Raw genomic sequence first — 26,698 nt, 5'->3', positions numbered from 1 at the left:
GCTTTTACTATATAAAAAATAAAACATAGTAAGAATAGAATACTCACTTAAATTATTTTTCACTTCACAAACTACATCCAAAAAGTTGGATAACTTCTTTTACTACTCATATTATTAATGAATAAAGCAATAACTACAATAACAACGGAGCCAATTAAAACTGGTGTTACTAAATAACTCCAACTATTTGCCCCTAAAATAACGATAATCGGATCGGCGCCTGCCGGAGGGTGCGTCGTTCTCGTTAACATCATAACGGCTATGGCCATCCCCACCGCTAAAGCAATTGTCCAATATTCATTCCCAAACAAATGATATATTGATAGACCAATGAAAGTTGAAATCAAATGTCCTCCAATAATATTACGCGGCTGAGATAATGGCGCATTCCAAACTCCAAACGCTAATACACAACTCGCACCAAATGGAGCCATTAATAATTCTGTAGAGGTTATGCTCGTTAAATATGTTAAGGTAAGAATTGTTAAAAATCCCCCTAGTAGTCCCGTTAAAGAGTCCTTTACATTTACTTGTAATGGGCTTCTTCCTTTCCCTTTCATTTTTGTAAAATATCGTACACTTATTGGTTGAGGATCTTTCTGCTTAGTTGCTGTTATATTACCCATCGTTCTCCTCCTTTATTTACCAACAATTATAACTCGACATAACTAACCTGTAAATATTAATTTAAGGGGTTAGTTTTAAAATACAAAAAAAGAATCAACTGTTATAAGTTGATTCTCTAAACTTCCTCAAATTTTCGATCCTGAAATTTTGCTACCTTTTTCCGGTTCCCACATATTTTCATAGAACACCATTTTCGTTTTCCACTCTTATCTATAAATAATAAAACACAGTCAGGATTTGAACACCTTTTAAGGGAAATAAGCTTATTTTCTGCTATTAACGTTAAAGCGTCAAATGCAATTAACGATGCGAGTACATCCTCGATTTCTCCAACTGGGATAGATACTAGCTGCTGTTCAATGATTTTATATGTAAATGGTGCCTTCTCAATTTGTTTTTCTAAATACGTAATAAAATCATTAGAAATTTCTTGCTGATCAGCAATTGCCTCAAACTGTTTTCTCAATACTTCTCTTACCTCTAATATGCTAGATGTAACTTGATCCATTCGCTTCTGAATTCCTATAAGTGTTTTTTCATTCCAAAAAGGAAAATTAACCTTTATTACATGTAGCCATTCTAATACATCTTCATTTGTTATTAATAAATCATAACGTTGTCCACGCCTAACTAGCTCTGTATTTACTAAATCTAATGAGGGATTTCCAGATATAAGCGGGAATTGTTTTATTTCCTGCATGTACTCATCACCTTCTCTTTAAATAATCATATTCCAGATTAATACAGAAGTGCAACTTTTTTATAAACTACAAAGTATGAAGATTAAAGCCTTTAGCCATAATTACGACTAAAGGCTTTTTGTATGTAAGTAAATGAAAAAGGAGCTTATTTTATGGAACATAATAAAAATGGAGTGCTTGCTTTAATCGTTTTGTTTGTAGGACTAGCATTTTTTGTTATCGGTATGGTTTATCATTTATGGGGAACGGTTTAAAAATAAATAATAATTCATTTAAGAAAAAGTACTCGTATGAGTACTTTTTTAAATGTCATATAAAAACATTCTAAACTTACTTACATGCATACAATCATCAATTATAGTTATATAATTGGGAAGGTTGTAAATTATCAATCTATATCTATATTGATTAGGAAAGGAGCTAAAAATGTTAGAAATCATTTTTGTTGCTGTATTACTTTTATCTAGTATCATTCCCATCTTTATCAAACGGGGTTTGACGAAAAAAAATGGAGTCATTTTACTAATAAATTATGCATTATTATTTGTCACCATCATTGTAATTGGTGCAAACTGGCGCATGATTCCCGCCTATTTCTTATTGTTCGTTTTAACATTACAAGTTTTTTTGAAACCAAAAACTACAGCCGTTTCTAAAAAGTTAGTGATGAAAGTTTTAAAAGGTTTAGGAATTATCGTAACTGCTATCGCAATGTTTACATTACCTTTACTTTTTCCGATCATAACACTCCCAGAGCCTACTGGAAAATATACAGTAGGAACGAAAGCTTTTCATTTAATTGATACAAATCGAAAAGAAACAACTGTACCAAATAATCATGGAAATCGTGAGTTAATGATACAAGTATACTATCCTGCCGAAAAGGGATCAGGGAATCCTTCTGCCTATTTTGAGAACATAAACGAGCTGGCTGAACAATTGGCAGTAACAAACGGTGCACCGTATATCGTAACGACACATTTAGGGCTAACAAAAACACACTCTTATCAAGATGCTAAGCCCCTTCAAGATAAAGAAAAATTCCCCCTCCTTTTATTCGGCCATGGGATGGGATTATATGGTCAACAAAATACATTCCAGTTAGAAGAGCTAGCTAGTCAAGGTTATGTAATCATTGCTCTTAACTTCACAGGATATGCAGCAACAACGATTTTCCCTAACGGAAACCGTGTAGACTCTATACCAATTGAAAATACACCTACGGCCTTAAATACCATAGTTCAAAAATGGGAACAGGATACTACTTTTGTTTTAAACGAAGTAATAGAAGGTAATTTCGATAAAAGTTTTAAAACTATTGCAGACTTAATTAACTATGACAAAATTGGAATGTTCGGTCACTCTTTTGGAGGAGCAACTTCCGCACAAATGTTAGTAAAGGATACGCGTATTAAAGCTGCAATTGATATGGATGGCGGATTGTTTGGCGATCCAATGCCTAAAGACGGTCCTCAGAAACCATTCATGTTGATGAATGCTGAGGCTACGATTCATTATATGAAAGAAGCTAAGAATCAAAAGACAACCGGAGTCCAAAATGAACTATTGGAAATATCCTATTTAAGAAATAAAACGATTGAAAAACCGGGCGTGTACACAGTGGTAATTCCAAAAACAAACCATACTAGTTTTACAGATTTAGCAGCATTTTCACCTATTATTAATGAACCAGACGAAGATGTAGCCACAAACTACAAACTGATTAATAAACTTGTAACTAGCTTCTTCGATCAAAATTTAAAAGGCAAAAGCGAAAATCATTTAGAAGAAATTCAAAAACAACACCCTGAACTTCATCTCATTAAACACAAATAACTATTTTCCTAGTTATGTAACCCCTCTTTATGCTTGAGGGGTTTCCACTTTAACACAATTATAAAAAGGCCCCATTACTGGGGCTCTTAAAAAATAATAAGAATAAATGAATTAAAACAAATAACAGACAACTAAAATATATACGCTTTATATTATACAATCTATATATTTATGTAAAATTACATAAATATATAGATTATTATACGCTATACTAAAATAGGAGTCGACAATCGTTATTTTCTTCTTATTTTTAAAGCAATATGGATATACCTTCTTAACTCATTTGGATTGTACAAGCAAAAGAAGACATCTTACTAGATGTCTTCTTTTCTTATATTTTTATGAATTTCTTTGAGCAGATGCTCTCCAAGCACGAAAAGATGTTGGGTGTCCAGAATGAGCTCTTTGCTTTGCAGCAGCAACAGCTGGTTTTTCTTCAATAGTCTTTGGTTTTTCTTTCACAATTGCTGATTTTTCTTCAAGAGTATTCACAGCTGTTTGTATTTTTTCCAACTGCTCTTTTAAGGCTTGCTGTTCAATCTTTAAATCCGTAAGTAAACGTAAAATCATCTCAGAATTAGCCATAAGATCCTCCTCCCCCCAATACACAGAATAAAATACAATATGTAGCAGACGAAATACCGGTGACAAAAATAAGGTCGTCAACTCTTTTTAACTTCCAAAGTTCTTTTATTTTTTTAAGGACCTGCTCCATTCATCCTTAAAAACATAAATTAAATTAAATCCATTAATAAATGGTCTTTATGGAAGGAGGAGTTAATATGGGCTATGGAGGTAGTTGTGGTGGAGGCTGTGGTTTCGGCGGCGGATTTGCCTTACTTGTTGTGCTCTTCATCTTATTAATCATCGTTGGCGCTAGCTGTTGGGGCGGCGGATTCGGCTGCTAAGGAGAGGCACTCTTGAGAGTGTCTTTTTTTTTGATATGTGACTCATATACATATTGCTCATAATTTCCGTTCTGGGGATAGTATAATATTAGCTCAGCATGTCAGCTTCCCCCTAATTATTAGTTGGTTCAAATCGATATAATTCTTTTAAATATAGGTTAAAACTATATTTCTCAATGAATAAAACAACTTAACATGGTAAAATAATATTTGGATGGGAGTCCAATATATTATTAAAATTAAGATGGTTCAAGTCGAAGGAAGGCACCTTAGGGTGTCTTTTCTTTATGAAAAATATCTACAACCTTTTCTTTATGACTTCTAACATCAACAAAGGGTGATACAAACTATTACATATGTTTGTACCACCCTTTATTGATGCGTTTAGACTTCACAGGTGCTGAAGTTTTAGACTTCTCCCTTAGTGTACCCATATTATTAGAACATCCTGTAATCTGTAGACAAAATGTAGCTAATAAAAAAAATATTAATAATTTCTTCAATAAATCCTCCTACATACATAAAACACCATATGTTACAAAACAAACATAACATCAACTCTTCATAAAAACAATATAATCCTTGGTCCTTAAGCTATCTCTTAACATAGGAGTACTTCTACATATTGATCAAGCTAAGATTTTAAAATATCCCCTACTTAAGGAATTTGTAAGTATCAAGTAAGAAAAACGAGAACTTTGTTTCGTATAATCAAAATATAAAGTGAAGGAAGAAAGATTATTTCTGGGATTAATATGCATGTGACAAGAGAAGAAATCTACGTTTTTTTAGAATAATAATATGAGTATGTCCAAGTTTTGGAGATTGCTTGCAAATATTTTTAAGTTTTCGCACCAGAACCCTAATTACCCTACCTGTTTTTTACCATCACATATTGGAGGTTAAAACATGAATAAAAAAAAGAAAATACAAAGATCAGTACTTACCTTTACCCTACTCTTTTCTTTAGGCGTTTCATCTTTCCCGCTTACAACAACTATTCACGCAGATACACGTGAGAAACAATCTGCTGAAAAGAAACTAGTCTCTTTAACGGAGCGTACATCATTATTTTTTGAATATCTCCAGCAAGGTAAGTATGCAGAGGCACTCCAGTTGACGTCTACTGCTTTTCAATCTAAGTTTACAGCAACCACATTACAAAACTGGTGGACAAAAAGTGGCTGGAGCGGGATAAAAAGCATGGGAACCCCCGTGATAAAAGAACAAAACTTGGTCCATCAGACGGTAGAAATTCCAGCAGCTACCGAAGGAACTACCATACCGCTACTCCTTAAATTCACACCTGGCGGGAAAGTAGATGAAATTGGAGAAAGGCCACCCGAGGAATCTTTTACCATCCCCCATCCTAGCTATGATCAACCTGACTCCTATCAAGAACGTGAAATCGTCATTGGAAATTCTACCTATCCGTTACCAGCCACATTAACAGTTCCGAAACATAAGCCTGGTGAAAAGCTGCCCGTAGTTGTTCTTGTTCATGGTGCTGGCATCCATGATCGCGATAGCACATATATGGGAACAAAAATCTTACGAGACATTGCGGTGGGCCTTTCATCCAACGGAATTGCAGTGTTGCGCTATGAAAAACGCACCTTAGAACATGCATTAAAGATGAGTGCAGAACCCGTTACGTTAGACCGTGACACTACAGATGATGCTATCTATGCAGCAAAATCAGCAGCGCAGCAGGAAGGCATTGATCCAAATAATATTTTCATTCTTGGACATAGCCTAGGAGCCGGCACAATGCCGCGTATACTGAGCAAAGCGCCTTCCTCACTTGTCCGAGGAAGTATCTTACTCGCACCACCTGCACGCCCTTTGACTGACATTGCCATTGATCAGTATGAATACCTTGGGGCGTCAAAGCAAGAAATCGATGAACTAAAAAGACAGGCTGCTTTTATTCAGGATCCTACTTTCAATCCTGACCATCCTCCAGCTGGCTACAATTTTGGGTCACCTCATTTTATGTATGATGTTTCTAGGTGGCGTCCAGTTGAAGAGGCAAAATCACGAAAAGAGCCTTTACTCATTTTGCAAGGAGCACGCGATTATCAAGTAACAGTAAAAAATGAATATACAAAATGGCAAGAAGGGCTTGCAAACCGCGGGAATGTTCAGTTCAAAAAATACCCGAAATTGAATCATTTCTTCACGGAGGGTGACGGAGAATTAAGTCTTCCTAGTGAATACGAAATCCCTGCTAACGTTCCCGAATACGTCATCCAGGACATTATTACATGGGTTAACGAGACAAAAAAATAAGAAAACATCAAAAGCCTTCATGCAATTATCATTGCGTGAAGGCTTTTTGAAACTGGCGATTCAGAGATAGCTATTATAATGCATCAAAACGAAAATTATATTTTTCTACGTACTAAATAAAACGCTAAGGAACCCATAATAACAGGTGCAACGAAGTCAAAGAAATATGAAAAAGAAAAATTAAAAAGAAAAAGAAATGGTATAAGTGTATAGATAACTGCTAGTCCTATAAATAAAGGAATTCCAAATTGAAACTCTCGATATCGTTTAATTTTCCTATATAAAACTTCCCCAAGTAAACAAGCTATAAGAGCTGGTATACTACCATAAGTGACGATAGTTTTTATGAAACCCTGTAAAACGTCCGGGTGAATAAAGCTAGGATTAAAAATATATGAAATTAAGAACCATCCAAAAATGAAAGCAAATAGACTTGCAGCATAACTAACTACAAATTTTATTAAAGTAAGCAACGTAATCATCCCCACAATTTCCTAATATTATCTTCATTTTATCATTTTCTCTTAAAAAGATTCCAAAAGGGTATACTTGCCCTTCAGCTTTCTTTTTTAACGCTTGTTCAAGACGTATTTTTTGATGTTATTTTGTATAAAAAACTTTTGGGAGCAACCTGTTCTGTTAGGTTGATAGCGATGGGGTGCCGCCAGCATTTCGAAAAAAATCACGCTAAACAAAAAACTATAACAAACTTTCCATATTGGCAACTAAATTACATAAAAAAAGACACTCTAAGGTGCCTTTCTCCGACTCGATAACCACTTTAATTTTACTAATGTGTATTGGACTTTCCATCCTCATCAATGAATGGAAAGTAGAGATGCTTCAATTATGTACCGATCTGGAGCGTCTCCTATATAGTCAAAAGGATAACAAGTTGTTAATGTTAATGTCGGCTCACTTTTTTCTACAATAACTGTTCGATCTTCTGAATCTGTTATCCAATGCTTGTTAATTTCATATGTATATGTTTTATTTTCATATTCCACGATAAGTTGGTCATTTTCCTTTAATTGACCAAGCTCGGTAAAAACAGTATCTCTATGTCCACTTAAAACTGTATGGCCATTTCCAGATGGTGTAGTAGTTAAGTCACTAACAAACATACCTACACCCTTTTTTAGTACTTTATCATCGGCTCCCCAATATATAGAGTATTTCTTTTGTATTTTAGGGATAATTAAATATGCTACTTTATCTCCTAACTGATGGTTTACCTTTGAAGCGGGAATTTGTACAGGTTCTTCTTGCAATGAAGTGTCAGTCTTTATCTCTGTCTCTGTCTCTGTCTCTGTTTGATTGATGTTTTGCTTTTCATTTTCTTTAGAAGGTGTGGAGGTCTCATATTGTTTAGCCTCGTTAGTTGTCAACGACTCTGCTGATTGTCTAGCACTATACCATTCTAGAAAATAATAGGAAAAGATAGTAAGTCCAATAACAGTTAAACATAAGCCTATCCATTGTTTTTTATTCACTTTTATCACTCCATTTGAAAACGACAGGATTTCTCCTGCCGTTTTAAGGAACTATTTTATGCGTTTGTCTTTTTACGACGGAACATTAATACAGATCCAGCTAATGCTAATCCTAAGCTTGCTAACATCATTGTAACACCGTTTGATGCTGTATTAGGTAATTTTTCACCTTGTTTTTTCGTTTCTTTTTTCACAACTGTATTAGTATTTTTCTTTGTTTCTTTTACAGTTGTTTGAGGCTTAGTTTGTTCTTGTTTATTATTTGTTGTTTGGTTGTTTTGTTTTGAATTCTCTTGCTTAGTGTTTTCTTGTTTAACAGGTTCTTGTTTAGTATTTTCTTGTTTAGGTTGTTCTTGAGGTTTAGTAGTTTCTTTATTTTCTGTTGTAGTATTTGTGCTCTTTGGATATTTATAATCTTCACATGGAATGCCGTCTTTATCATTATCTAAACGGTGCGGATCATTTCCAACACCATATCCATTTTGATCCCAGAATGCTTGAGCATCTTGTTGACTTTTAAAATGGCCACAGTTTTTTGTATCATTAGGACTCTTAGCTGCAAATGCAGAAGAACTGTACCCCACTGTTAATAGTGTTACCGCTGTTGCTGAAGCTAATAATTTTTTCATAAATTTCTTTATCCCCCTAAATGGTATGTATTTACATTTAAAAAATTAAAAATACAATAATAATTTGTAGATAAATGTAAGATTTCTAGATAATAATACCAAACTATTAATTCGTATATTGTCATATTATGTCGAAAGAAAATAAAAAAAGAGCCAAGGCCCTCTTTAATAACTACTAATAACCATAATCACTATTCTCACAGTAATATGAATTTGATTTATCACAACAAATATATGTTATCTGTTGGATAAATAATGGAATCAGTAAAGCGTTAGCTGTAGTAGCATTTGAGACAGTAATACTTTGAAAACATCCTCAAGTAAGAAAGTTTTTGTATCTCCTGGTGTTAATGTAATTATTACAATTCTACATGTCTAATGAGGAAAAATATACCGTATACTATATACAGTTGGATATTATCAGGAATCATTTTGCACGAAAGAAAAGACACTCTATATGAGTGTCTTTTCCAATAGTTTTTAGCAGAAGCAAGAAGCTCCAACGATGATTAATAAAATGAATAACACAACTAATAAAGCAAAGCCTCCCGAGAAGCCACAACCGCCACAACTACCACCATAACCCATAATAGTTCCTCCTTTAGATAAGAGGGGAAAACTAAGGTTCACTCATGTATTTTAATGGATTCGTTTCATCTTATGTTTTTTCGTATTGATTGAGCAGGTCCTTTCGAAAACTATTCACATATTAACTATATTTTTAAAAATGAATAATTCAACTATAACAATAAATAGATAAATTAATATAATGTATTAATTCTAAAAGAAGGGAGGAATAGCCATGCAATTAGTTTGTTTTAAAATAGTAAGTGGTCAGTATTTCTTGTTTGTAGAAGGTATTCAAATTCCTGTACCAATTCCAGCAGTTGCTGCAGCTTTATTAATTGGTTTAGGAGTAATTCCACTTTGTTCTTAATGTAAGGAATTCGGATCATTCCTATCTTTCCATTGGAAAAGCCTCAAGTATATGAATACTTGAGGCTTTTCTTATAATTGAGAAAGACACTTTAACGTGGCTGAAGATCTCCCGATTTAACTAATGCGGCCGTTACATCATCACCGAAAGTATTGAGACAGAATACTTGCTCGTCTATCTTATCCATTACTGTAGCTTCACCTATCTTGCCACCTTGAAGTTTAATAAAATAGTTATGTTCTTCTAAAATTTTACTAAAATCTCTATTTGCCCATCTTTCAGTAATTTCTAATAGCTCTTCTTTATTCTTGAAATTGTTTCCGTTTAGAATGTTTCTTACTTTCTCTGCATTCTTTTTGGACATAGGGGTTGCTCCCTTTCCTTCACACGCTTTTACTTTTTGATGAGTCATGCTGTGCATAGCTGAAATCACTTCTTCTTCAGTAGAAGTTACTGTAATGTGAAGTTGTGCATTTGAGCCTTTCACTTCTGCTTCATTCGATAGTATGTCTTCTTTATTAACCTCTGCAAAAACATGGTCCTCACTCTCAAGCGGGACTTCAGCAAACTGTAACATTCCATAAGTCATACCAGTTGCAAGTACTACTACACCTATAATAGATGCTAGCCAATACGTTAGCTTCTTGTCCATCTTCATTTCCCCTGTCTTCGTTTAAATATATTAACTAAAGAATACCATATTAAATTCCTTTTTATTGAAGAGTCTCTAATTGTTACTATAAAAAACGTGTAAATCGTTTAATAAAAATATAATAACTTCATAATCATGACTATGCCTATTCTCATAACAGGATCTATATACGATGTCACTAAATCATCTGGTGAACTATTAGTTATTAGTACGGCTTTGCATCCTTATTCTCAAAAAGGATAATTATTGTACATACCAATTCTTATGTATAAAGACACCCAAAACAAGTGTTACGAAAAAAATATAAAAAAGACATCTTTTCTAGGGAAAGATGTCTTTTTTATATAAACCTTAATGTTCGTTCTGTAAAACCCTCGCTGCCTTTACTCCTTCTTTCTCTTCTTTTAAGAATAACGATACGATAAATGCAACAATAATAAAGATTAACCCAAGTGCAAATGCACCTTGGAACCCTGACGTTAAACCGTTTAACTTCTCTACTGGATCCAGTGGATTTGCGGAGCTTTCCATATACTTAGTTGTTCCTGAAGACATTTTCGAAATAAAGATAGCTGTACCAATTGCACCAGCTACTTGTTGCAACGTACTAAATAGTGCTGTTCCGTGCGGATATAAATCTGGTGTTAATTGATTTAAACCGTATGTTTGTGCTGTCATGACAAACATGAGTCCAACCATTAATACGCTATGCATGACAATAATTTGTACCATTGATGTATCAGGAGTAATGCCTTTAAATAAGAACATTGCAATTCCTACTAAGACAATGCCGGGAACGATAATAACTTTCGGACTAAATTTATCAAATAGTTTACCTGCGATTGGTCCCATTATGGCGCTAATAACACTTCCCGGAAGCATGATAATTCCTGATTTAAAAGCTGTAACGAGTAAAACGGTTTGCAGGAACATCGGTAATAAAGTCATCGTTGAAAATAGCGACATCATCACAATGACAATTAATCCAACTGATAATGTAAACATCGGAACTTTAAATGCTCGTAATTCTAAAATTGGATTCTCAATTTTCAATTGTCGAACGGCAAAAATACATAATGAGATAAGCCCAACAATTAAAGTGCCATACACTTTTGCATCGGACCATCCTAAATCACCCGATGCACTAAAGCTATACACAAGCCCGCCAAATCCTAATGTCGATAAAAGGATAGATGGGTAATCTACTTTTGGCCTTGTTAATTCTGAAACATTTTGAATGTACTTCATCCCAATCATAATGGAAATAATCACGATAGGAATAACAATATAGAATAACCAGCGCCAATTTAATGAATCCACAATTACTCCAGATAATGTAGGGCCAATTGCCGGAGCTGCCATCATCACGAGTGCGATTAATCCCATTGTCGCACCACGTTTTTCAGGTGGACAAATGATTAAAATCGTATTCATTAATAACGGTGTAATTAACCCCGTCGCTACAGCTTGGACGATACGGCCAATTAATAAAACGGAAAATGTCGGTGCGAATCCCGCAATTAATGTACCGACTAAAAACGTTACCATAGCGATCAAAAACATTTGTCTCGTTGTGAGCCATTGCTGAAGTAATGCTGTAATTGGAACTAAAACCCCAACTACTAACATGTATGCTGTAGAAAGCCATTGAATCGTTGAAGCCGTTACGTCAAATTCTTTCATTAATACCGTTAACGCATTTCCAAGTAATGTTTCATTTAATAATGCAACCATTGCACCTAAAAGTAATGCAATTAAAATGGGGGTATGTTTCAAATTAGAAGTATCAACTTTGCCACTTGTAGGGCTCTTAGTTGTCATATTCATTTACAGATTCTCCTCCTGTTTCTTACTTAAAAAACTTTAAATACACCGGAACACATGTAATATAATATACATATGTAGATTAAAAAGGGAGAATCAATTTTCAACCACTGTATATTTAATCTACAAAAAAGGAGAATTGTAGATGAACGATAGTGAAAAACAACTTGATTTACGTATTAGACGTACACATAAATTACTGTGGGATTCCTTATTTGAATTAATGACGCAATCAAAACAGAAATATAGTACGATCACGATTAACCAAATATGTGACCGCGCAATGGTACACCGAACAACCTTTTATAAACACTTCGAAGATAAAGATGCTTTATTAACATTTGGATTTAAACGATACAGCAAGATGATTGCTGAAATACCGGTTTCAGATCGATTAAGTAAACCATTTCAAGTAATGGAACAATTTCTACACCATGAAGAAATCGGTAAAATATTAGAAACGCAAATGTCTGATGAACAATTTATTAACCGAACACAGCATTTAAGTCACGAAACGAGAAAACAAGAAATAGAAGCGTTAAATCAACTGCACAAAAATCATACGATGCCCAATGATTTAATCATTGAATTTTATTCAGGGGCAATCACCTCATTAAGCGCATGGTGGTTTAAAAGTGAAAGAAAAGTTTCTGCTGCTGAAATGGATAGGTATCTCCATCAACTTATTAATCGGGATATTTTTCAGTTTGAAAAGGAATAAGACTACACCTTTTCAATCATGCAATAAAGTGAAACTTTAATCAGCCCTCACCAATCGGACTTTTACGGACAGCCCGACCCCCACCTAACTTCTTTGCTTCCACTGAATTTTGAGGTGGGGGTCTTACTGCCCGTTAAAGCGGGATCAAATTGACCACAAAATAGGAATATGATATATTTTCCGTAGAATACTATATAAGTGTAACAGCGAATAAATTGGCATATAATAAAAAGAAGAGATGCGCTAACATCTCTTCCTTAACTGCTACCGTATAGGGTGGTGGTTATTATACGTTATTATTTTTTACGAAACCCACCCTTTTGCTTCCTACGGCGCGGAGTGGGTTTTTTGTTGTCCTTACCCAGAAGTTGCTTCCGCAAAAAATACGCTGAAACTTCACGTACATCGTACGTCTTGATTCTGTACTGTCTGTTCCGCTACCAGATACGTAAATGAACGTCATGTTTGGATTTAACTCCGCTAATGTTTTCGCGGCGGATAACATTAAATCAATGAAATAAAACGTCGATAAATTTAAGTTACAAATATTCAGAATTAATATTAAAATGAATAATGGGGATAGGGGTATGGGCTTATAAAATTTATACATAACGAGGGAATAGAAATGAAACTACAATTAAAAGCGGATTTAATGTTACTACTAGTTACATTTTTTTGGGGTGCATCCATCCTACTTACAAAGCTTGGACTTGATGGCATAGAAGAATATAATTTAATCGCATTACGATTTATTATCGCTTTTCTTTTATCAGGTTTAATATTTTACAAACATTTATTTAAGATCGATTTTAAAACTGTAAAATATGCATTTATACTCGCTTCTGTCTTATTTATCGTTTACATTTTCGCGACTTTCGGTACAAAGTATACAAGTGTTTCTAATGCTGGTTTCTTACTATGTCTCACAGTCATTTTCATTCCGATATTATCAGCTATATTTTTAAAACACATTCCAGAAAAGAAAGTTATAGTAGGAATCATTTTAACGATAATAGGAATCGGCTTATTAACATTAACTAGCGAATTCAAAATCGGTAACGGCGATATATTTTGCATACTGTCTGCCCTGTTTTATGCGATCCACGTCATCATTACTGGAAGCGTAACGAAACATGTGAATTCCATTGCACTTGGAGTAGTGCAACTCGGTTTCGTCGGCCTATTTAGTCTTATTTTCTCATTCATTATAGAAACACCAAAACTTCCTAGCACGATCGACTCATGGCTAATCATATTAGCTTTAAGCATATTTTGCACCGCAGTCGCATTCATCGTGCAAGTAATTGCCCAGCAATACACTACACCTACCCATACAGGTCTTATTTTTTCATTAGAACCTGTCTTTTCCGCAGGCTTTGCCTTCGTTTTCACAGGCGAAACACTGACAGGAAAAGGATACTTAGGGGCTACGCTTATATTATTGAGTGTGTTAATTGCTGAGTTGGATTTTAAGAGTTTGTTGAGGCCTAATTATAAGAAGAATATAGAGTAAACATTTCAATATAATCAATAAACATACCCCAGAAAAATATGAGTTTATATTATTTTCATTCTCTTCACTTAGATTTTCTTTTTAGATGCTATCTTCAAACAAGGTAGCATCTAAAAAATGTTAAAAGGAATCTCTCCTTAGTATCTTCTTATACTCGATGTAGTTTGCATACTTGACCTTTTCTACGTTCTTTAATTACTTACTGAATATAGTCATACAGATTTTTCGCTAACAATAAACAAGTTACTGTAATGAAAAGGGCACGAACATACCCGCTTCCTTTTTTTATAGCAAATTTGGAGCCAACAATCCCTCCAGCAATTTGAGCAATCCCCATTATAAAACCATATGCATAGTTTACTTGCCCTACATACATAAACATCAACAATGCACCAACATTACTTCCTAAATTAAGAAACTTCGCATTACCTGCTGCTTTTAAAAAATCATATCCAATAAATAAAAGAGAAAACATTAAAAACGAGCCTGTTCCAGGACCTAGAAATCCATCATAAAAACCAATAGCAAAAATAAAAAAGGTAAAAATAATGACGTGTCGACCAGACAATTTCTTATGAGTGGAAATACTACCCCAATCCTTTTTGAATATCGTATAAATAGCGACCGCACCAAGCATAATCAACATCAATGGCTTCAGTACTTCTGGATTCATTAAATGAACGGTCCATGCCCCTATTATGGAACCTATGAAAGTGAGCGGAACTAATTTAAACGCCGATTTCAAATCAAGATTACCAGAACGATAAAACACAATATTACTAGTTGCACTTCCCATTGTCGACGCTAGTTTATTCGTAGCTACTGCACTTGCTGGATTCAGTCCTGTAAATAATAAAGCTGGTAAAGCAATGAGTCCACCACCACCTACAACTGAATCAATAAATGCAGCTACAAATCCAAAAACAATCAAAATCATTAATACAGATGGGTCTAAATAAAAATCCATACTATTAACCTCCCCTTTAGTCACTATTCGAATAGTAACTAATAATTTGCTAAATGTAAACAGTTATTGTAACGTTGAAATATAAAGTGAAACTTTAATCAGTGGGGCCACTGATTATTAGTTGAACCAATCGGGCTTTTACGGGCAGCCCGACCCCCACCTAACTTCTTTGCTTCCGCTGAATTTTGAGGTGGGAGTCTTACTGCCCGTTAAAGCGGGATAAAAGCAAACATCGGAGGACGAAAAAAGTGGACTACATAGTGCAACAGCTTAAAAAAATTGGTTTCAATGAATATGAAGCTAAATCTTATGTATCTCTTGTTAAACAAGGGCCTGTCACAGCCTACCAAGTGAGTAAAGATTCGGGTGTCCCAAGAGCGCGAATTTATGAGATTTTAGGTAACCTTGTAGAAAAAGGAATTGTCATGAAGGAAGAAATAAATGACACCACTCGCTATTCACCTCTACCTGTTGAAATCTTTTTACAGAAGGCGCAATCAGAATGGCAGTCTACTTATGAAGGAATCAGTGATTCATTAAAAACACTAGAAACTTCCGAGGAAAAAACGGATAATCGAGTGATTACTTTAAAAGACAATAAAACAATCATTAGCTATTGTCAGGCATTAATAAAAAAAGCAGAACGACGTATTGTCATTTCAATGTGGGATGAGATGTATGAAGCGTTAAAAGAAGATCTATCTGAAGTAGCTGATAAAGTTACAATACAAGGTATTACCCTACATGTTGAAAATCCCATTAAAAATCTAGAAGCCCATCGCATAACACCTTATACAGAAACCTTGTCTACAGAACATTGGTTTATTGTATCGATAGATTCTAAAGAGATGATTTATGGACCATCACTTGAAGAGCGTAATATTGCTTTTTATACAGATGACCCCGTTCATATATACTTATTAGAGGATTATGTATGGCATGATGTTTTAGTAAATCGACTTGTCCGACGTAGCCAAGATGATTTGCAGCAATGGATTACTGCAGAGAGAAAATCTTTCTTTATGGGGAAATGAGGAATATATTCAAGAGCAAACCAAAAGATTTGCGTATTAAACCTAACAACTTCTCCGTACAAAAATAGTCGACTATTATATAGTAAATATTCGGCTATTTTTGTATAAATTTATACAGACGCTGCCATTACCCCAGCGATTAATGAGATAAACGCTTCTCCCACTCTTTCACCTTTTCAATTGTTACATCTAATTTTTTAGCTATTTCTTCTACACTCATTCCTTTAAAAAGCATTCCAGCTGCCGAAAGTGCTTTATCAATTTCTTCTTGCTTCTCTTGTTCATATAAACGACCTACTTTTGTCATCCGTAACCACTCCTTTACCTTTTTCGCGTAGTCTTCATCAATAAATTTATCTGTAGCTACAAGAATCCCAGCAATAACTTGAATTTGTTCTTGCTCATCGGAGATACACTTTGCTACTTCTATCGTTTTTTCAATTAAAATTTGTCTTTTCTCTCTACTATGCATAAGTGGTACAAGTATTAATTTCATGGTTTCTTCATCCGTCAAAGATTTTCCTTCTTCCATTTTTCTAATAATCTTTTGAAGAATGGCATCACCATTGTATTCATTTAGTAAAACCGCTTTAGAATTTAAACGTATACTACATACATCTATTTCTTCTATAGGATTCATTACCTCACTTGTATAAATAACTACGATTCGAATATCCGGTAACTCTTTCCTCTTATTATAGTAACGATACATAATTTGATTCGCATAATCCATATACTTCAAATGGTTTTCGAGGAAACGGGTATTACTTTCATACTCTAACATTAAAATTGAACCATCTTCCATTTCAAATAAAGTATCTGAGCGCCTTTGATCTGCACGAACTCTCGAAAATTCATTTAGCAACAATTCTTTTATTCTTGGATAACCTTTTAACCCATATGCTTCAAGCCCTTTATCCCTATAACATTCACTTAAAAACTTCATCAGAATATCTTTATTATGATAAGAAATATCATTCCCTGCCAATAGCTAATCCCCCTTAACTATTAGTTACCATTTTCTTTATTATATAACTTATAAAATTAGCGTTACAACTTTGGTTCACATGCACATGCTATTTTCAAAACACCTTCCTCTCACTACTTCTCCCTCTCCACAAACCGCCCAAACTCCTTCAAAAACCTCAGCTTAAAACTCCCCACAGGCCCATTCCGGTGCTTCGCCACATGAATCTCCGTCATCTCTTTCTGCACTGTTTCCTTATCGTAATAATCCTCTCGATACATAAGCATAATGACATCCGCATCTTGCTCAATTTGTCCGGTCTCTCTTAAATCTGATAAAAGCGGACGCTTATCTTGCCGCGACTCTACAGAACGAGATAACTGTGATAACGCTACTACACAAACATTTAATTCACGTGCTAATAACTTAAGCTTACGAGAAATCTCACTAATCTCTTGAAATCTATTACCCTTATGCTTCGGATCGCCCGTAATGAGCTGCAAATAATCTACAATGACTAAAAGCTTTTTATCACCGTGTTTCCGCTTTAACTTACGGGTTTGCATCCAAATATCTTGCACCGTAACACCTGCATTGTCGTAAATCTCAAATGGCAACTCACCAATCTCCGCAAACGCCTTACTTACCTTCTCCCAATCTTCCATCGCAAAACGATGCTTCGGATTTTTCAGCCTACCTCCTGACACTTCACCTACGCAAGATGCCATCCTTTTTAACAATTGCTTACTACTCATCTCTAACGAAAACAATCCAACCGCCGCTCCAGACTTCGCCGCATGCAATCCAACATTAAGCGCAAACGCAGTCTTCCCCATAGAAGGACGCGCACCAAGAACGACAAAATCACCTTCCTGCAATCCGCACGTCATTTTATTTAACGATGTATAACCAGTCTCAATACCAGTAATCTCCTTCACATCTTGATGAAGCTCTTCATATAAATCAACTAGCGCATCCTTCAAATCAAACTCACATACAGAGTCTTTCTCCTCTAACTCACAAAGTGCCGTAATCGTCTCACCGATAACTTTCTCACTCTTCTCCGCAATAAGACGCTCTCCCATCTTGTGCCCGAGAACACCAGCCTGATACATTTTCCAGGCACCTCGAACAAGCCCCTCATAATAAGAGAAGTTGGCAGTTGTAGGCACACCATCCATTAACCCTATAAAATACTCCATTCCCCCGATTCCCTCTAAAAACTTCGGATCTACCCGAGAAATGAACGTCACAAGATCAATCGGTTGCCCCTCTCCTTCCATCTTTCGCATTAACTGAAATATAGACTTATGTACTGGCATAGAAAAATACTGCTCCGTCAAACGGCACTCCTTAATAAGCTCTCCATCAATTAATAGAGAACCTAACACCGTCTTCTCCGCCTCCACATTTTGAATACTCATGGCCGCCACCCGCGCTCCGCTAAAAAGCGCTGCAACTCTTCCTCTGACGGCGCATTCTTCTCCCACTCCTCACACCTCGCCAAAAACTCCTCCGTCTCCCCCGTACTAACAGACAACTCCTTCTTCCGAAACTTAGCCGTATCCGCCTCAACCTCACACACTTTCGTAAACCCTTTCCCGTGCCATCCTCTCAAAATCCCCTTCACATAAGCAATCGTCCGCTTATTATTCTCAAACGCAATTTGAAGCGCCTTCAGCACAAGCTCCTCTGACAAATCTTCCATCCACGCACTCAGTTCCTCCACCGCAAAAGGAGACAAACTACCGAAATGTTGCTCATAAAAAGAAAACACACGACTTCCCTTTTCTTCCTCTACAACCTCTTCTTCCTCTGTCTCCTCACAAATCGGCTCAACATCATCCACAGCCAAATCATCAGGCATACCGAAATGTGCTAAAAGCATCGGAACATTCAGCTCTTCCTCAGTGCACTTCTGAAGAAACATATGTACAAACTCCTTATTCTTCACACCCTTAAGCTCACGAAGTACACACTTCTCCACATTCGTATTCGTCACAGGATTATAACGAAGCCAATTTAAAACGAATAACTCCCGTGTATCCGCATCATAAAGAATCTTCCCATAATCAACAAAGCGCTGCACAAGCTTATCAACAGTCTCCCGGTTATAACCAGTCTCCATCTCAGCTAATCGCTTCGGAAAAGGAAAAATCCCACACTGCGTCGTCTTCGAACAAGTTAATAAGTAAACATAAAAATACCGCTCCTCCGGCGTCAAATCCAAAACAAAATCATCCTGCCAAAAATTCACCTGCACATTACGATACACCGCCATCCTAATTCCTCCCGTCTCCGTTCAAAATAAAAACCTCTTCATAATATATATGGGAGGTTAGTCGGGTTTTTGGCGTGTTATTTTAAATTTTTTTTGACTACTACTACGGTGTTTGTTGTTGTTTTTGTTTTGTTATGTTTTTTCTTAGTGATTTATTACTTGGTAGGGGCTTGCAAGGGGCTTAGGAGGGGCTAGTTATCGGTTACTTTGATTAGAAAGACCCATCTCCACATTCTGCTTAAACCAATTAAATGAATCCACAAATCTAATAAAAAACATATTAAATTCCAATAAAAAAGACCATATCAAAAGCATACTCCGATGTCATTTTGATACAGCCCCATCTATATTCGCTTAATAATTTTAGAAACATAAAGATATTAAAAATTTAATATACCTACAAAACATTACCGTCCTTTATATAATCATAGATCTTATTATCAATTGATTTCTCCATAATCATATTCATCGTAACAACAGGTAGTTCTTTTCCATTTTTATCTTTCATTTCAGTTTGTTCTACACTTGCTTTATCAGGTGTCGCTTTTCCTAAATAGTAAAAGTCGCTTCCCTCGTCATCATCTTTTTTCACAAAAATATGGACGTCAATATTATTTTCTTTAGCATCAATAATTGTTTGAACTTCCTTTGATTTTAATGTTCTATTACTTCTTGTATACCATTTAAGAACATCTTGATTAAGGAATTCATCACCGTAGTCCACACTGGATTCTACCTCATCATTTTTATGGTATGTGATAAATATTGGACAAGTATAGTACTTTGTCTTATAACCATACATAGTTGAGCTCTCGTCATTATGCCAATTTAAAAGTTTACACACATCTTTTCTTGAGTATTTTTTATATACAGTAAGGTTACTATCACACTCATAGTTTTTGCTCTTTTTCCTTGCACTTTTAATAATGTCCATAACCATACGCTTAAAGTATTGATTTTGTTCTAAGCTTTTTCGGATAGAATCATTAAACATATACATCTTATCGTCCTGTAAAGAGAGAATTGGCTTTTCTCCATATTTCTTTTGACTGTTTTGTGAGAAAAACTCTAATTCAAAAATTCGTTGTACTGAAGTAATCGTTTCATCATCTGTTAAGCAATTAGATTCTTCAAGTTGTTTTATATACTCATCCTTATCAACTTTTTCTTGCTTTAATAATAAGTCTAACAAAACGATTTCGTTTTTACGTTTTCCATTCAATACTTCCAATGAAAACATCGTTAAAACTTTATTTTCGTACTCTGTTAATGCAGGGACATCTTCTTTCATTTTCAATAAGAACTGATAATAGTTCGAATATCCTTCTGCAAGTACAACTGGATCAATAGAATGGTTTACTATAAAGTCATATAGATATGGAGTTCTTCCTATTCTATTTTTCAACTCAGCAAAAGCTTCCTTCAATACTTTCATTGCTGTTAAATTACTATTGTTAATCGCTTTAAAGATCTGCTTTTTCGCTATCTCTTCAAAGTTAACTGTTGAAATACCTTTAATATAACTCGTGTCATTTGTATATCTACGTATATTATCTTTATTTTGTGATCTATCTCCTGAAAGGGCAATCGGAATTAAATAGTTATTTTTATAGTTTCCAATAAAATCAATAATCGTAACAAAATCTTTCGAATCGTGTTTTCGAAGTCCACGCCCTAACTGCTGTATAAAGATAATGCTTGATTGAGTTTGTCTCAACATAACAACTTGGTTCACACTCGGAATATCAATACCTTCATTAAAAATATCTACTGTTAAAATATAATCCAGTATGCCATTTTCTAATTGATTCACCCGCAGTTCTCTTTCCTCTTGGGAATGATCGCCGGTTAATGCAAATGTGCGAAAACCTTTTTCATTTAAAGCATGTGATAATTGTTCTGCCTCATCTTTTCGGCTGCAAAACATTAGTCCTGTTACTTTCTCACCAGAAAAACCATAATATTTTACTTTTTCAACTATATGATCTACTCGTTCTTCCGTAACAAGTTTAGATAAAACAGTAGTGTCATCTATCTTTTCACCATTATATTCAAAATCAGTTACTCCAAAATAATGGAAAGGACAAAGCATATCTTCTTCAAGTGCTTCTTGCAATCGAATTTCATAAGCAATGTTGTAATCAAATAGCTCATAAATATTAAAATTATCTGTACGTTCAGGTGTAGCGGTCATTCCCATTAAAAATTTCGGTTTAAAATAATCAATAACTCTATGATAAGAACCAGCACCTGCTTTATGAACTTCATCTATTAAAATATAATCAAATAACCCAGGATCAAATTGCTGTAAATTTTCTTCTTTTGAAATGGTTTGGATCGTCGCAAATAAATATTTAGCATTTATTTGTTTATTTGACCCTGATAAAATTCCAAAGTCCTCATCTATCCCACCAAGAACTTTTTGAAAATCAGATTTCGCTTTATTTAATATTTGCTCTCGGTGAACAATAAATAACATCCGTTTAGGTGCAAAATTTCTGACATCAAATGCTGAAAGATATGTCTTCCCCGTTCCTGTTGCAGAGATAACTAAGCCTTTTTCTTTTCCGGCGTCTCGAATAGCTTGTATTTCTTGTAACGCAGCTTGTTGCATTTTATTTGGGGTAATTTTCAAAGCTTCTTCAATTGAATTGTGATATTGACCAGGTAATTCTATAACTCGATCTAGTAACTTATTTTCTGCAGCTTGCTCATATATTGTTTCGTAATTTGCAATCAACTCTTCGGTTAATACTTGAGAATGCTCCCAAACTTCTTCAAATTGGTTTTTAAAATGCTGTACAATCTCTCCATCTTCATGCGATGTTAACTTAACGTTCCATTCATAGTTTACCTTCAAAGCATGTGCAGTTAGATTTGAACTACCGACAATTAATGAACAATGTGTTTTATTATCAAATATGTATCCCTTTGAATGAAAACCAGATAAGTTTGTTAATCTTACTTCTACATTTTCAAGTTTCATTAATTCTCTAAACACTTTTGGTGTATTAAAATTTAAAAATGTAGATGTTAATATACGTCCTTTAACCCCTTTTTGTTTAAGGTCAAGGAAATGTGATTTTAAAGTCGCCAGTCCACTTTCTGTAATAAAAGCCACTGAGAAAATAAAGGATGTACTGTTTTCAAGCTCCTCCAACAATGAGCTTAAAACATTTTCATTTTTTTTCGTATTATTTACTAATAACTTAGGTTTATATATTCCGGGATGATTATGTTTTTGATCAATAAACCCTTTATATAAAGACCCCTCTAATTTTTGAATAAAATTCTCCATATGATCACCATTTATGACAATTTTTTATATTAATTGTATTACTCACTGATTTAAAGTGCAAATTTATTACAAACATAAAAAACTATCCGTATAAAACGAATAGTTTTTTTAAGATTACTTTACAATCGATTCTTTTGATAATTTCTCAATAGTTGGGATATCCGCAGGTGCCCATTCTAAAGCTGATAGCTCATTCGGATATAACCATTTAATTGCTACATGCTCAGTTAAAACCGGACTTCCTTCAACAAGTTTACAATAAAAAGTTTTCAAATGAACAATACCAAAATCATACTCATAGGCTGTATAATCAATTTGTTCACCAATCTGCACGCTACAATGCATTTCTTCATCAATTTCACGCTTTAACGCCTCTTGAGGTGTTTCTCCCTCTTCTATTTTCCCACCTGGAAATTCCCACATAAGAGGTAGCGATTTAGATGGTCCTCTTTGCGCACATAAAATTTTCTCTTCTTGGACAATTACTGCTCCAACAACATAAATATTTTTCTTCATTATGTCCTCCTTAAATCTCACAGAAACTCTATACTTTATGTTTCCACACTTTATAGACTGAAAAATGCCTTTTATATCTTTTAACGACTAATATATTTTTAATCAGTAAGCTAGATTTTATCTAACCCTATCTAGCCCTTTTAATGTAATTAGCCTAACACTCTCATCTCTTTTATATTATATAGAAGTAACTACAAAAATAAAGCATGATTGACTACTTCCCTCTTAAGCCTCTTTTTCCACCATCTCTTCATACCTAAAATTACTCTCCTCCAAAAACCCCCTAGTCTCCCCACTATCCTTATAATAAGAATTCCAACCCCGCTCCCTCAAAATCCCCTTCCAACTCTCACTCTCCACCATCTTCTTAATCACACCATCCCAATAAGCAACCTCTTCCTCCGTCATATCTTTCGGGCCCATGATTCCTTTCCAGTGCTGGAATATGACGTCGATTCCTTGTTCTTTCCATGTTGGGATTTGTGGTAGTCGGTCTATCCGTTTTGGTGCGGATACGGCTAGTATTTTTATTTTGCCGGCTTTGTATTGTTTTTCGGCTTCGGATAGGGTCATGGTTGCGGCGCCTATTTGTTTGTTCGTTAGGGCGTTTATGATTTTTTCTTTGTTGTCGTAGACGAAGAATTGTAGTTCGGCTGGGTTTATGCCGAATGCTTTGCTTACTTGTACGAAGGATAGGTGATCGTCGTTTCCTAGGCCGGGGGCAACTCCGATTTTGAAGTTTTTCTTGTTTTGTTTTAGTTGTTTCATTAGTTCGTTTGCGTTTTCTATGTTTGAGTCTTTTGATACGACAACGACTTCCCAGTCCGATACGAGTGTTGCGAGCGGCGTGAAGTCTTTATATGTTAGTTTACTGTGGCCTAGTAGGTTGTTCGTTATGAGTAAGCTTGAGTTAATCGTCAGTACGTGACCGCCTTTTTGTTTCGTATATTTCCATCCGACATCACCGCTGCCACCTACTTTGTTTGTGACTGTGATTGGTTTTGTGAAGATTTTTTCTTCTGTTAGTGTTTTTTGCATTGCTCGTGCTGTTAAGTCCCAGCCTGCGCCTTGAACGTTTGGCGCAACGATTTCTACTTTGTCGATGTTCACTATATTCGTATGGGATGTTTCTGAGGAACAACCAGCTATTACTCCTGTCATGATCCATATGCATAGTAATAATTGTTTTTTCATAGTCCTCGTCCTATTCGATATTTTCGTTCTGGTCGTCCGATAATGCCATATGTGTATTCTACTATGCATTCTTTTGTCGCTACTAAGTATTCTAAATATCTTCTTGCGGTTGTTCTGGAGGCACCCATTTGTTCTCCCATTTCTTCTATTGTAATGCCCTCTTCGAATCCTTTTATAATGCCTTTCACTTTTTGCAGTGTTAACGGATCCACACCTGTCGGTAAGTTTTTTATGTCTTGTGTTTGCGAAGTCCCGAAGAAATTATCGATGAGTGCTTGATTTACTTCATTGTTACTATGTAATAGTTGCTTCTTTCTTTTATAGTCTTCAATTGTGCGAACAAATTTTTCTAACGTGACCGGTTTTATAAGATAGTTGCTTACGCCATTTCGAATTGCTTTTTCTAGCATATAGTTTTCATTCGCCGCCGTTACCATAATGACGTCAACGCTTGGAAAGTCAGCATGAATTTTTGGCAATAAGTCTGTTCCAATTCCATCTGGTAAGTAATTATCTAATAGAAGCAAATCGATTTCTTCCCTTTGTAGTAGTTCCATCGTTTCTTTTGCGTTTAATGCTTTTCCGATCACTTTTACATCCTTTATTTTTAATAAAAACTCTTCCTGAACTTGCGCGACGCGGAAATCATCTTCTGCAATTGCAACCTTCAACATATGCCCATCCCCCTGTTTGTTATGTACTTTCTCTCAATGTTTTCGGAAGGTAAATTGTAAAAATAGCTCCCCCATTTTTCTCGTTTTGAATTTCAATTGTTCCCCCTAGTAGATCTACCATTTCTTTCACGTTTGCTAGTCCGTAACCGCGATCATTTCCTTTCGTTGAAAATCCTTTTTGAAAAATGGTCGTTATTTTTTCTGCCGGTATTCCTATCCCGCTATCTATCACTTCAAACACAATATCGTGCCCAATATCGGTAACAAAGAAGGAAACACTCTTTTCCTCTCGTTCATTCACCGCATCAAATGCATTGTCGATTATGTTTCCAAGAATCGTAATAAGATGCGAAACCTTTATATGGTCTGGTAACGGATGAAGCGCGCTATCTCCTTCAATATGAAAATCGATTTTCTTTTCAGACGCTGTTCCGATTTTTCCTAATAAAATAGCTTGTACTTTCGCATCGTGAATTTGATGAAATAAAATATGGTTTTGGCTTTGATGAATATTAGATTCTTGCTGGATAAATTCAATTGCTTCTTTGTAATGTCCTAACTGAAGTAATCCTGATAAGACGAAAAGTTTATTTGTAAATTCATGTGTTTGAGCACGTAAATCCTCAGAATACTTTCTTACCTCAGATATCGTATTCACTAAGTTTTGCAGTTCTGTTTTATCTCTAAAACTACATACAACCCCTACCGTACTGTTATTTTCAAGTATCGGTGTCATGTTTAAAATAAACACTTTATCTTGAAACGCGATTTCTTGATCGCTTTCTAACACTCGTTCCATATTAAATTCCGGTAAAACCTTTGAAATGTGTTGCTGCATATAATCATCATTTACATGTAGCATCTCTTCTGCCGACGTATTCATCATCGTAATAAACCCGTTTTGATCAATAGCGATAATTCCTTCTTTTATAGATAGTAATATTGCACTTCGTTCCCGGTATAGCGCTGCAATTTCATTCGGCTCTAAACCCAGTGTATCTTTCCGAATGCTACGTGCTAAAAGAATGCCACCAACAATTCCGGCTAATAATACCGCTACGGAGAAGAGGATAATTTCTTTCGTTCTACTCAATATGTTAGATTCAATACCTTTTATTAGAAACCCTACTGTCACAACGCCTACTACTTGATCGTAATCTCCGTTATGAACAATAATAGGTGCCTTCGCCATTAAAGCAGGACCACTTTCACCATTTCCTTCGAGCGTATAATAGCCACCAAAAGTGAGTGCTTCATAGTTATACGGGTTGTTACTCTTTGTTCCAATCAACTCAGAATTAGAATGAGAATACATAACCCCATAACGATCTTCTACAATGACGTAATCCGCACCAGCTTGCTCGCGAACTTGTTCCGCAATGGATTGAATGGTACTTTTATGCTCGTTATTTTGAAAAGCCTCTTTTATAGCTGGCATAAAAGAAAGAGATTTAGCTGTTTGCAGCGCTAACTGTTCTACTTGGCGCTTCGTATCAACGGACTGAATGTAAACAAATATTCCCGCTAATAGGAGAACGACAAATAAAATTAACGCGATAATTAAGCTTACTATTTTCGTTTGTAATGACACTTTGCGTGATTTTTTCATGCTTCATATCCTTTGATAAAATATT

The 26,698-nt window shown here is 35.2% G+C and carries 26 protein-coding genes and 1 pseudogene; 7 read left to right on the top strand and 20 right to left on the bottom strand.

What is annotated here, in order from left to right:
* Window positions 1-71: 71 nt before the first annotated feature.
* Window positions 72-626 carry an HPP family protein gene (locus CQ064_RS26840; RefSeq protein WP_000526931.1) on the bottom strand — a complete coding sequence of 185 codons (555 nt, stop codon included), beginning with the start codon at window positions 624-626 and terminating at the stop codon, window positions 72-74.
* 116 nt (window positions 627-742) lie between these two features.
* Window positions 743-1,327, bottom strand: a complete 585-nt coding sequence (locus CQ064_RS26835; protein WP_001156084.1) for a CGNR zinc finger domain-containing protein — start codon at window positions 1,325-1,327, stop codon at window positions 743-745.
* A gap of 427 nt (window positions 1,328-1,754) precedes the next feature.
* Between CQ064_RS26835 and CQ064_RS26825 the strand changes: the two genes are divergently transcribed.
* The gene (locus CQ064_RS26825; RefSeq protein ID WP_000889697.1) at window positions 1,755-3,164 is read left to right on the top strand and encodes an alpha/beta hydrolase family protein; all 1,410 of its coding nucleotides are present in this window, start codon (window positions 1,755-1,757) and stop codon (window positions 3,162-3,164) included.
* A gap of 339 nt (window positions 3,165-3,503) precedes the next feature.
* Here the strand turns inward: CQ064_RS26825 and CQ064_RS26820 are convergent, their stop codons facing one another.
* Entirely contained in the window at window positions 3,504-3,749 is a 246-nt protein-coding gene (locus CQ064_RS26820; protein ID WP_000013671.1) for a hypothetical protein, read from the bottom strand.
* Between the two features lie 197 nt (window positions 3,750-3,946).
* On the opposite strand from CQ064_RS26820, the gene CQ064_RS26815 reads away from it, so the two are divergent.
* Window positions 3,947-4,072 carry a YjcZ family sporulation protein gene (locus CQ064_RS26815; protein ID WP_000540377.1) on the top strand — a complete coding sequence of 42 codons (126 nt, stop codon included), beginning with the start codon at window positions 3,947-3,949 and terminating at the stop codon, window positions 4,070-4,072.
* Window positions 4,073-4,981: 909 nt separating this feature from the next.
* The gene (locus CQ064_RS26805; RefSeq protein WP_001035281.1) at window positions 4,982-6,364 is read left to right on the top strand and encodes an alpha/beta hydrolase; all 1,383 of its coding nucleotides are present in this window, start codon (window positions 4,982-4,984) and stop codon (window positions 6,362-6,364) included.
* Between the two features lie 95 nt (window positions 6,365-6,459).
* Here CQ064_RS26805 and CQ064_RS26800 read toward each other — a convergent pair whose 3' ends face one another.
* The 5 genes and pseudogenes from CQ064_RS26800 to CQ064_RS26780 form a co-directional block, all read right to left on the bottom strand.
* Window positions 6,460-6,846: a hypothetical protein gene (locus CQ064_RS26800; RefSeq protein ID WP_000631595.1), complete on the bottom strand. Its 387-nt coding sequence runs from the start codon at window positions 6,844-6,846 to the stop codon at window positions 6,460-6,462.
* Between the two features lie 25 nt (window positions 6,847-6,871).
* Window positions 6,872-6,994, bottom strand: a pseudogene (locus tag CQ064_RS33940) (GNAT family N-acetyltransferase); the annotation flags it as partial.
* Window positions 6,995-7,182: 188 nt separating this feature from the next.
* Entirely contained in the window at window positions 7,183-7,857 is a 675-nt protein-coding gene (locus CQ064_RS26795) for a class D sortase (protein ID WP_001036097.1), read from the bottom strand.
* Window positions 7,858-7,913: 56 nt separating this feature from the next.
* Window positions 7,914-8,486, bottom strand: a complete 573-nt coding sequence (locus CQ064_RS26790; protein WP_000734541.1) for an excalibur calcium-binding domain-containing protein — start codon at window positions 8,484-8,486, stop codon at window positions 7,914-7,916.
* Window positions 8,487-8,966: 480 nt separating this feature from the next.
* The gene (locus tag CQ064_RS26780) at window positions 8,967-9,074 is read right to left on the bottom strand and encodes a YjcZ family sporulation protein (protein WP_000540375.1); all 108 of its coding nucleotides are present in this window, start codon (window positions 9,072-9,074) and stop codon (window positions 8,967-8,969) included.
* 214 nt (window positions 9,075-9,288) lie between these two features.
* Between CQ064_RS26780 and CQ064_RS34190 the strand changes: the two genes are divergently transcribed.
* A complete protein-coding gene (locus tag CQ064_RS34190) occupies window positions 9,289-9,423 on the top strand; it encodes a hypothetical protein (protein WP_001177693.1) in 135 nt (44 codons plus the stop codon).
* Between the two features lie 91 nt (window positions 9,424-9,514).
* Here CQ064_RS34190 and CQ064_RS26775 read toward each other — a convergent pair whose 3' ends face one another.
* Together CQ064_RS26775 and CQ064_RS26770 are read right to left on the bottom strand one after the other, a co-directional pair.
* A complete protein-coding gene (locus tag CQ064_RS26775) occupies window positions 9,515-10,075 on the bottom strand; it encodes a PRK06770 family protein (RefSeq protein WP_000358715.1) in 561 nt (186 codons plus the stop codon).
* Window positions 10,076-10,426: 351 nt separating this feature from the next.
* Complete coding sequence (locus CQ064_RS26770) at window positions 10,427-11,902, bottom strand: MDR family MFS transporter (protein ID WP_001057560.1); 1,476 nt, start codon at window positions 11,900-11,902, stop codon at window positions 10,427-10,429.
* Between the two features lie 142 nt (window positions 11,903-12,044).
* Here CQ064_RS26770 and CQ064_RS26765 point away from each other — a divergent pair, with 142 nt between their 5' ends.
* Window positions 12,045-12,620: a TetR/AcrR family transcriptional regulator gene (locus tag CQ064_RS26765; RefSeq protein ID WP_000999971.1), complete on the top strand. Its 576-nt coding sequence runs from the start codon at window positions 12,045-12,047 to the stop codon at window positions 12,618-12,620.
* A gap of 286 nt (window positions 12,621-12,906) precedes the next feature.
* Here the strand turns inward: CQ064_RS26765 and CQ064_RS34185 are convergent, their stop codons facing one another.
* Complete coding sequence (locus CQ064_RS34185; RefSeq protein WP_235201583.1) at window positions 12,907-13,083, bottom strand: hypothetical protein; 177 nt, start codon at window positions 13,081-13,083, stop codon at window positions 12,907-12,909.
* Between the two features lie 162 nt (window positions 13,084-13,245).
* Between CQ064_RS34185 and CQ064_RS26755 the strand changes: the two genes are divergently transcribed.
* Window positions 13,246-14,133: a DMT family transporter gene (locus tag CQ064_RS26755; RefSeq protein ID WP_000776058.1), complete on the top strand. Its 888-nt coding sequence runs from the start codon at window positions 13,246-13,248 to the stop codon at window positions 14,131-14,133.
* A gap of 199 nt (window positions 14,134-14,332) precedes the next feature.
* Here CQ064_RS26755 and CQ064_RS26750 read toward each other — a convergent pair whose 3' ends face one another.
* On the bottom strand, window positions 14,333-15,100 hold the full coding sequence (locus CQ064_RS26750; RefSeq protein ID WP_000348455.1) for a TSUP family transporter: 768 nt from the start codon (window positions 15,098-15,100) through the stop codon (window positions 14,333-14,335).
* A gap of 248 nt (window positions 15,101-15,348) precedes the next feature.
* Between CQ064_RS26750 and CQ064_RS26745 the strand changes: the two genes are divergently transcribed.
* Window positions 15,349-16,134, top strand: coding sequence for a TrmB family transcriptional regulator (locus tag CQ064_RS26745; protein ID WP_000384612.1), 786 nt, complete (start codon window positions 15,349-15,351; stop codon window positions 16,132-16,134).
* A gap of 139 nt (window positions 16,135-16,273) precedes the next feature.
* Here the strand turns inward: CQ064_RS26745 and CQ064_RS26740 are convergent, their stop codons facing one another.
* The 8 genes from CQ064_RS26740 to CQ064_RS26705 all read right to left on the bottom strand — a co-directional run bounded on the left by CQ064_RS26740 (window position 16,274) and on the right by CQ064_RS26705 (window position 26,673).
* Entirely contained in the window at window positions 16,274-17,122 is an 849-nt protein-coding gene (locus CQ064_RS26740; protein WP_000908110.1) for an RpnC/YadD family protein, read from the bottom strand.
* A 113-nt stretch (window positions 17,123-17,235) separates the two neighbouring features.
* The gene (dnaB, locus tag CQ064_RS26735) at window positions 17,236-18,525 is read right to left on the bottom strand and encodes a replicative DNA helicase (protein WP_000027306.1); all 1,290 of its coding nucleotides are present in this window, start codon (window positions 18,523-18,525) and stop codon (window positions 17,236-17,238) included.
* Window positions 18,522-19,382: a DnaD domain-containing protein gene (locus tag CQ064_RS26730; protein ID WP_000312064.1), complete on the bottom strand. Its 861-nt coding sequence runs from the start codon at window positions 19,380-19,382 to the stop codon at window positions 18,522-18,524. The genes dnaB and CQ064_RS26730 overlap by 4 nt, the downstream gene beginning before the upstream one ends.
* A 397-nt stretch (window positions 19,383-19,779) precedes the next feature.
* Window positions 19,780-22,680: a DEAD/DEAH box helicase gene (locus CQ064_RS26725; RefSeq protein ID WP_000427028.1), complete on the bottom strand. Its 2,901-nt coding sequence runs from the start codon at window positions 22,678-22,680 to the stop codon at window positions 19,780-19,782.
* A 114-nt stretch (window positions 22,681-22,794) separates the two neighbouring features.
* Complete coding sequence (locus CQ064_RS26720) at window positions 22,795-23,196, bottom strand: (deoxy)nucleoside triphosphate pyrophosphohydrolase (protein ID WP_000739615.1); 402 nt, start codon at window positions 23,194-23,196, stop codon at window positions 22,795-22,797.
* Between the two features lie 225 nt (window positions 23,197-23,421).
* Window positions 23,422-24,390 (bottom strand): tripartite tricarboxylate transporter substrate binding protein, encoded by a 969-nt coding sequence (locus CQ064_RS26715; protein WP_000744403.1) that lies wholly within the window; start codon window positions 24,388-24,390, stop codon window positions 23,422-23,424.
* On the bottom strand, window positions 24,387-25,064 hold the full coding sequence (locus CQ064_RS26710) for a response regulator (RefSeq protein WP_000921571.1): 678 nt from the start codon (window positions 25,062-25,064) through the stop codon (window positions 24,387-24,389). The genes CQ064_RS26715 and CQ064_RS26710 overlap by 4 nt, the downstream gene beginning before the upstream one ends.
* A 19-nt stretch (window positions 25,065-25,083) precedes the next feature.
* Window positions 25,084-26,673, bottom strand: coding sequence for an ATP-binding protein (locus CQ064_RS26705; protein WP_000749639.1), 1,590 nt, complete (start codon window positions 26,671-26,673; stop codon window positions 25,084-25,086).
* Window positions 26,674-26,698: the final 25 nt, after the last annotated feature.

It is taken from the genome of Bacillus sp. MYb78 (assembly GCF_002975115.1).
Lineage (GTDB): Bacteria > Bacillota > Bacilli > Bacillales > Bacillaceae_G > Bacillus_A > Bacillus_A cereus.
The sequence above is the reverse complement of the archived record's forward strand: the minus strand, read 5'-3'. Positions and strand labels throughout refer to the sequence as shown.

Excerpts from the sequence above, each read along its gene's own strand:
- CQ064_RS26755 (WP_000776058.1), top strand. The coding sequence starts at position 13,246 with ATGAAACTACAATTAAAAGCGGATTTAATGTTACTACTAGTTACATTT.
- CQ064_RS26815 (WP_000540377.1), top strand. The coding sequence starts at position 3,947 with ATGGGCTATGGAGGTAGTTGTGGTGGAGGCTGTGGTTTCGGCGGCGGA.
- CQ064_RS26770 (WP_001057560.1), bottom strand. The coding sequence starts at position 11,902 with ATGAATATGACAACTAAGAGCCCTACAAGTGGCAAAGTTGATACTTCT.
- dnaB (WP_000027306.1), bottom strand. The coding sequence starts at position 18,525 with ATGAGTATTCAAAATGTGGAGGCGGAGAAGACGGTGTTAGGTTCTCTA.
- CQ064_RS26805 (WP_001035281.1), top strand. The coding sequence starts at position 4,982 with ATGAATAAAAAAAAGAAAATACAAAGATCAGTACTTACCTTTACCCTA.
- CQ064_RS26825 (WP_000889697.1), top strand. The coding sequence starts at position 1,755 with ATGTTAGAAATCATTTTTGTTGCTGTATTACTTTTATCTAGTATCATT.
- CQ064_RS34185 (WP_235201583.1), bottom strand. The coding sequence starts at position 13,083 with ATGACGTTCATTTACGTATCTGGTAGCGGAACAGACAGTACAGAATCA.
- CQ064_RS26790 (WP_000734541.1), bottom strand. The coding sequence starts at position 8,486 with ATGAAAAAATTATTAGCTTCAGCAACAGCGGTAACACTATTAACAGTG.
- CQ064_RS26750 (WP_000348455.1), bottom strand. The coding sequence starts at position 15,100 with ATGGATTTTTATTTAGACCCATCTGTATTAATGATTTTGATTGTTTTT.
- CQ064_RS26775 (WP_000358715.1), bottom strand. The coding sequence starts at position 10,075 with ATGGACAAGAAGCTAACGTATTGGCTAGCATCTATTATAGGTGTAGTA.
- CQ064_RS26765 (WP_000999971.1), top strand. The coding sequence starts at position 12,045 with ATGAACGATAGTGAAAAACAACTTGATTTACGTATTAGACGTACACAT.
- CQ064_RS26705 (WP_000749639.1), bottom strand. The coding sequence starts at position 26,673 with ATGAAAAAATCACGCAAAGTGTCATTACAAACGAAAATAGTAAGCTTA.
- CQ064_RS26800 (WP_000631595.1), bottom strand. The coding sequence starts at position 6,846 with ATGATTACGTTGCTTACTTTAATAAAATTTGTAGTTAGTTATGCTGCA.
- CQ064_RS26835 (WP_001156084.1), bottom strand. The coding sequence starts at position 1,327 with ATGCAGGAAATAAAACAATTCCCGCTTATATCTGGAAATCCCTCATTA.
- CQ064_RS26820 (WP_000013671.1), bottom strand. The coding sequence starts at position 3,749 with ATGGCTAATTCTGAGATGATTTTACGTTTACTTACGGATTTAAAGATT.
- CQ064_RS26780 (WP_000540375.1), bottom strand. The coding sequence starts at position 9,074 with ATGGGTTATGGTGGTAGTTGTGGCGGTTGTGGCTTCTCGGGAGGCTTT.
- CQ064_RS26715 (WP_000744403.1), bottom strand. The coding sequence starts at position 24,390 with ATGAAAAAACAATTATTACTATGCATATGGATCATGACAGGAGTAATA.
- CQ064_RS26725 (WP_000427028.1), bottom strand. The coding sequence starts at position 22,680 with ATGGAGAATTTTATTCAAAAATTAGAGGGGTCTTTATATAAAGGGTTT.
- CQ064_RS26720 (WP_000739615.1), bottom strand. The coding sequence starts at position 23,196 with ATGAAGAAAAATATTTATGTTGTTGGAGCAGTAATTGTCCAAGAAGAG.
- CQ064_RS26840 (WP_000526931.1), bottom strand. The coding sequence starts at position 626 with ATGGGTAATATAACAGCAACTAAGCAGAAAGATCCTCAACCAATAAGT.
- CQ064_RS26730 (WP_000312064.1), bottom strand. The coding sequence starts at position 19,382 with ATGGCGGTGTATCGTAATGTGCAGGTGAATTTTTGGCAGGATGATTTT.
- CQ064_RS26710 (WP_000921571.1), bottom strand. The coding sequence starts at position 25,064 with ATGTTGAAGGTTGCAATTGCAGAAGATGATTTCCGCGTCGCGCAAGTT.
- CQ064_RS34190 (WP_001177693.1), top strand. The coding sequence starts at position 9,289 with ATGCAATTAGTTTGTTTTAAAATAGTAAGTGGTCAGTATTTCTTGTTT.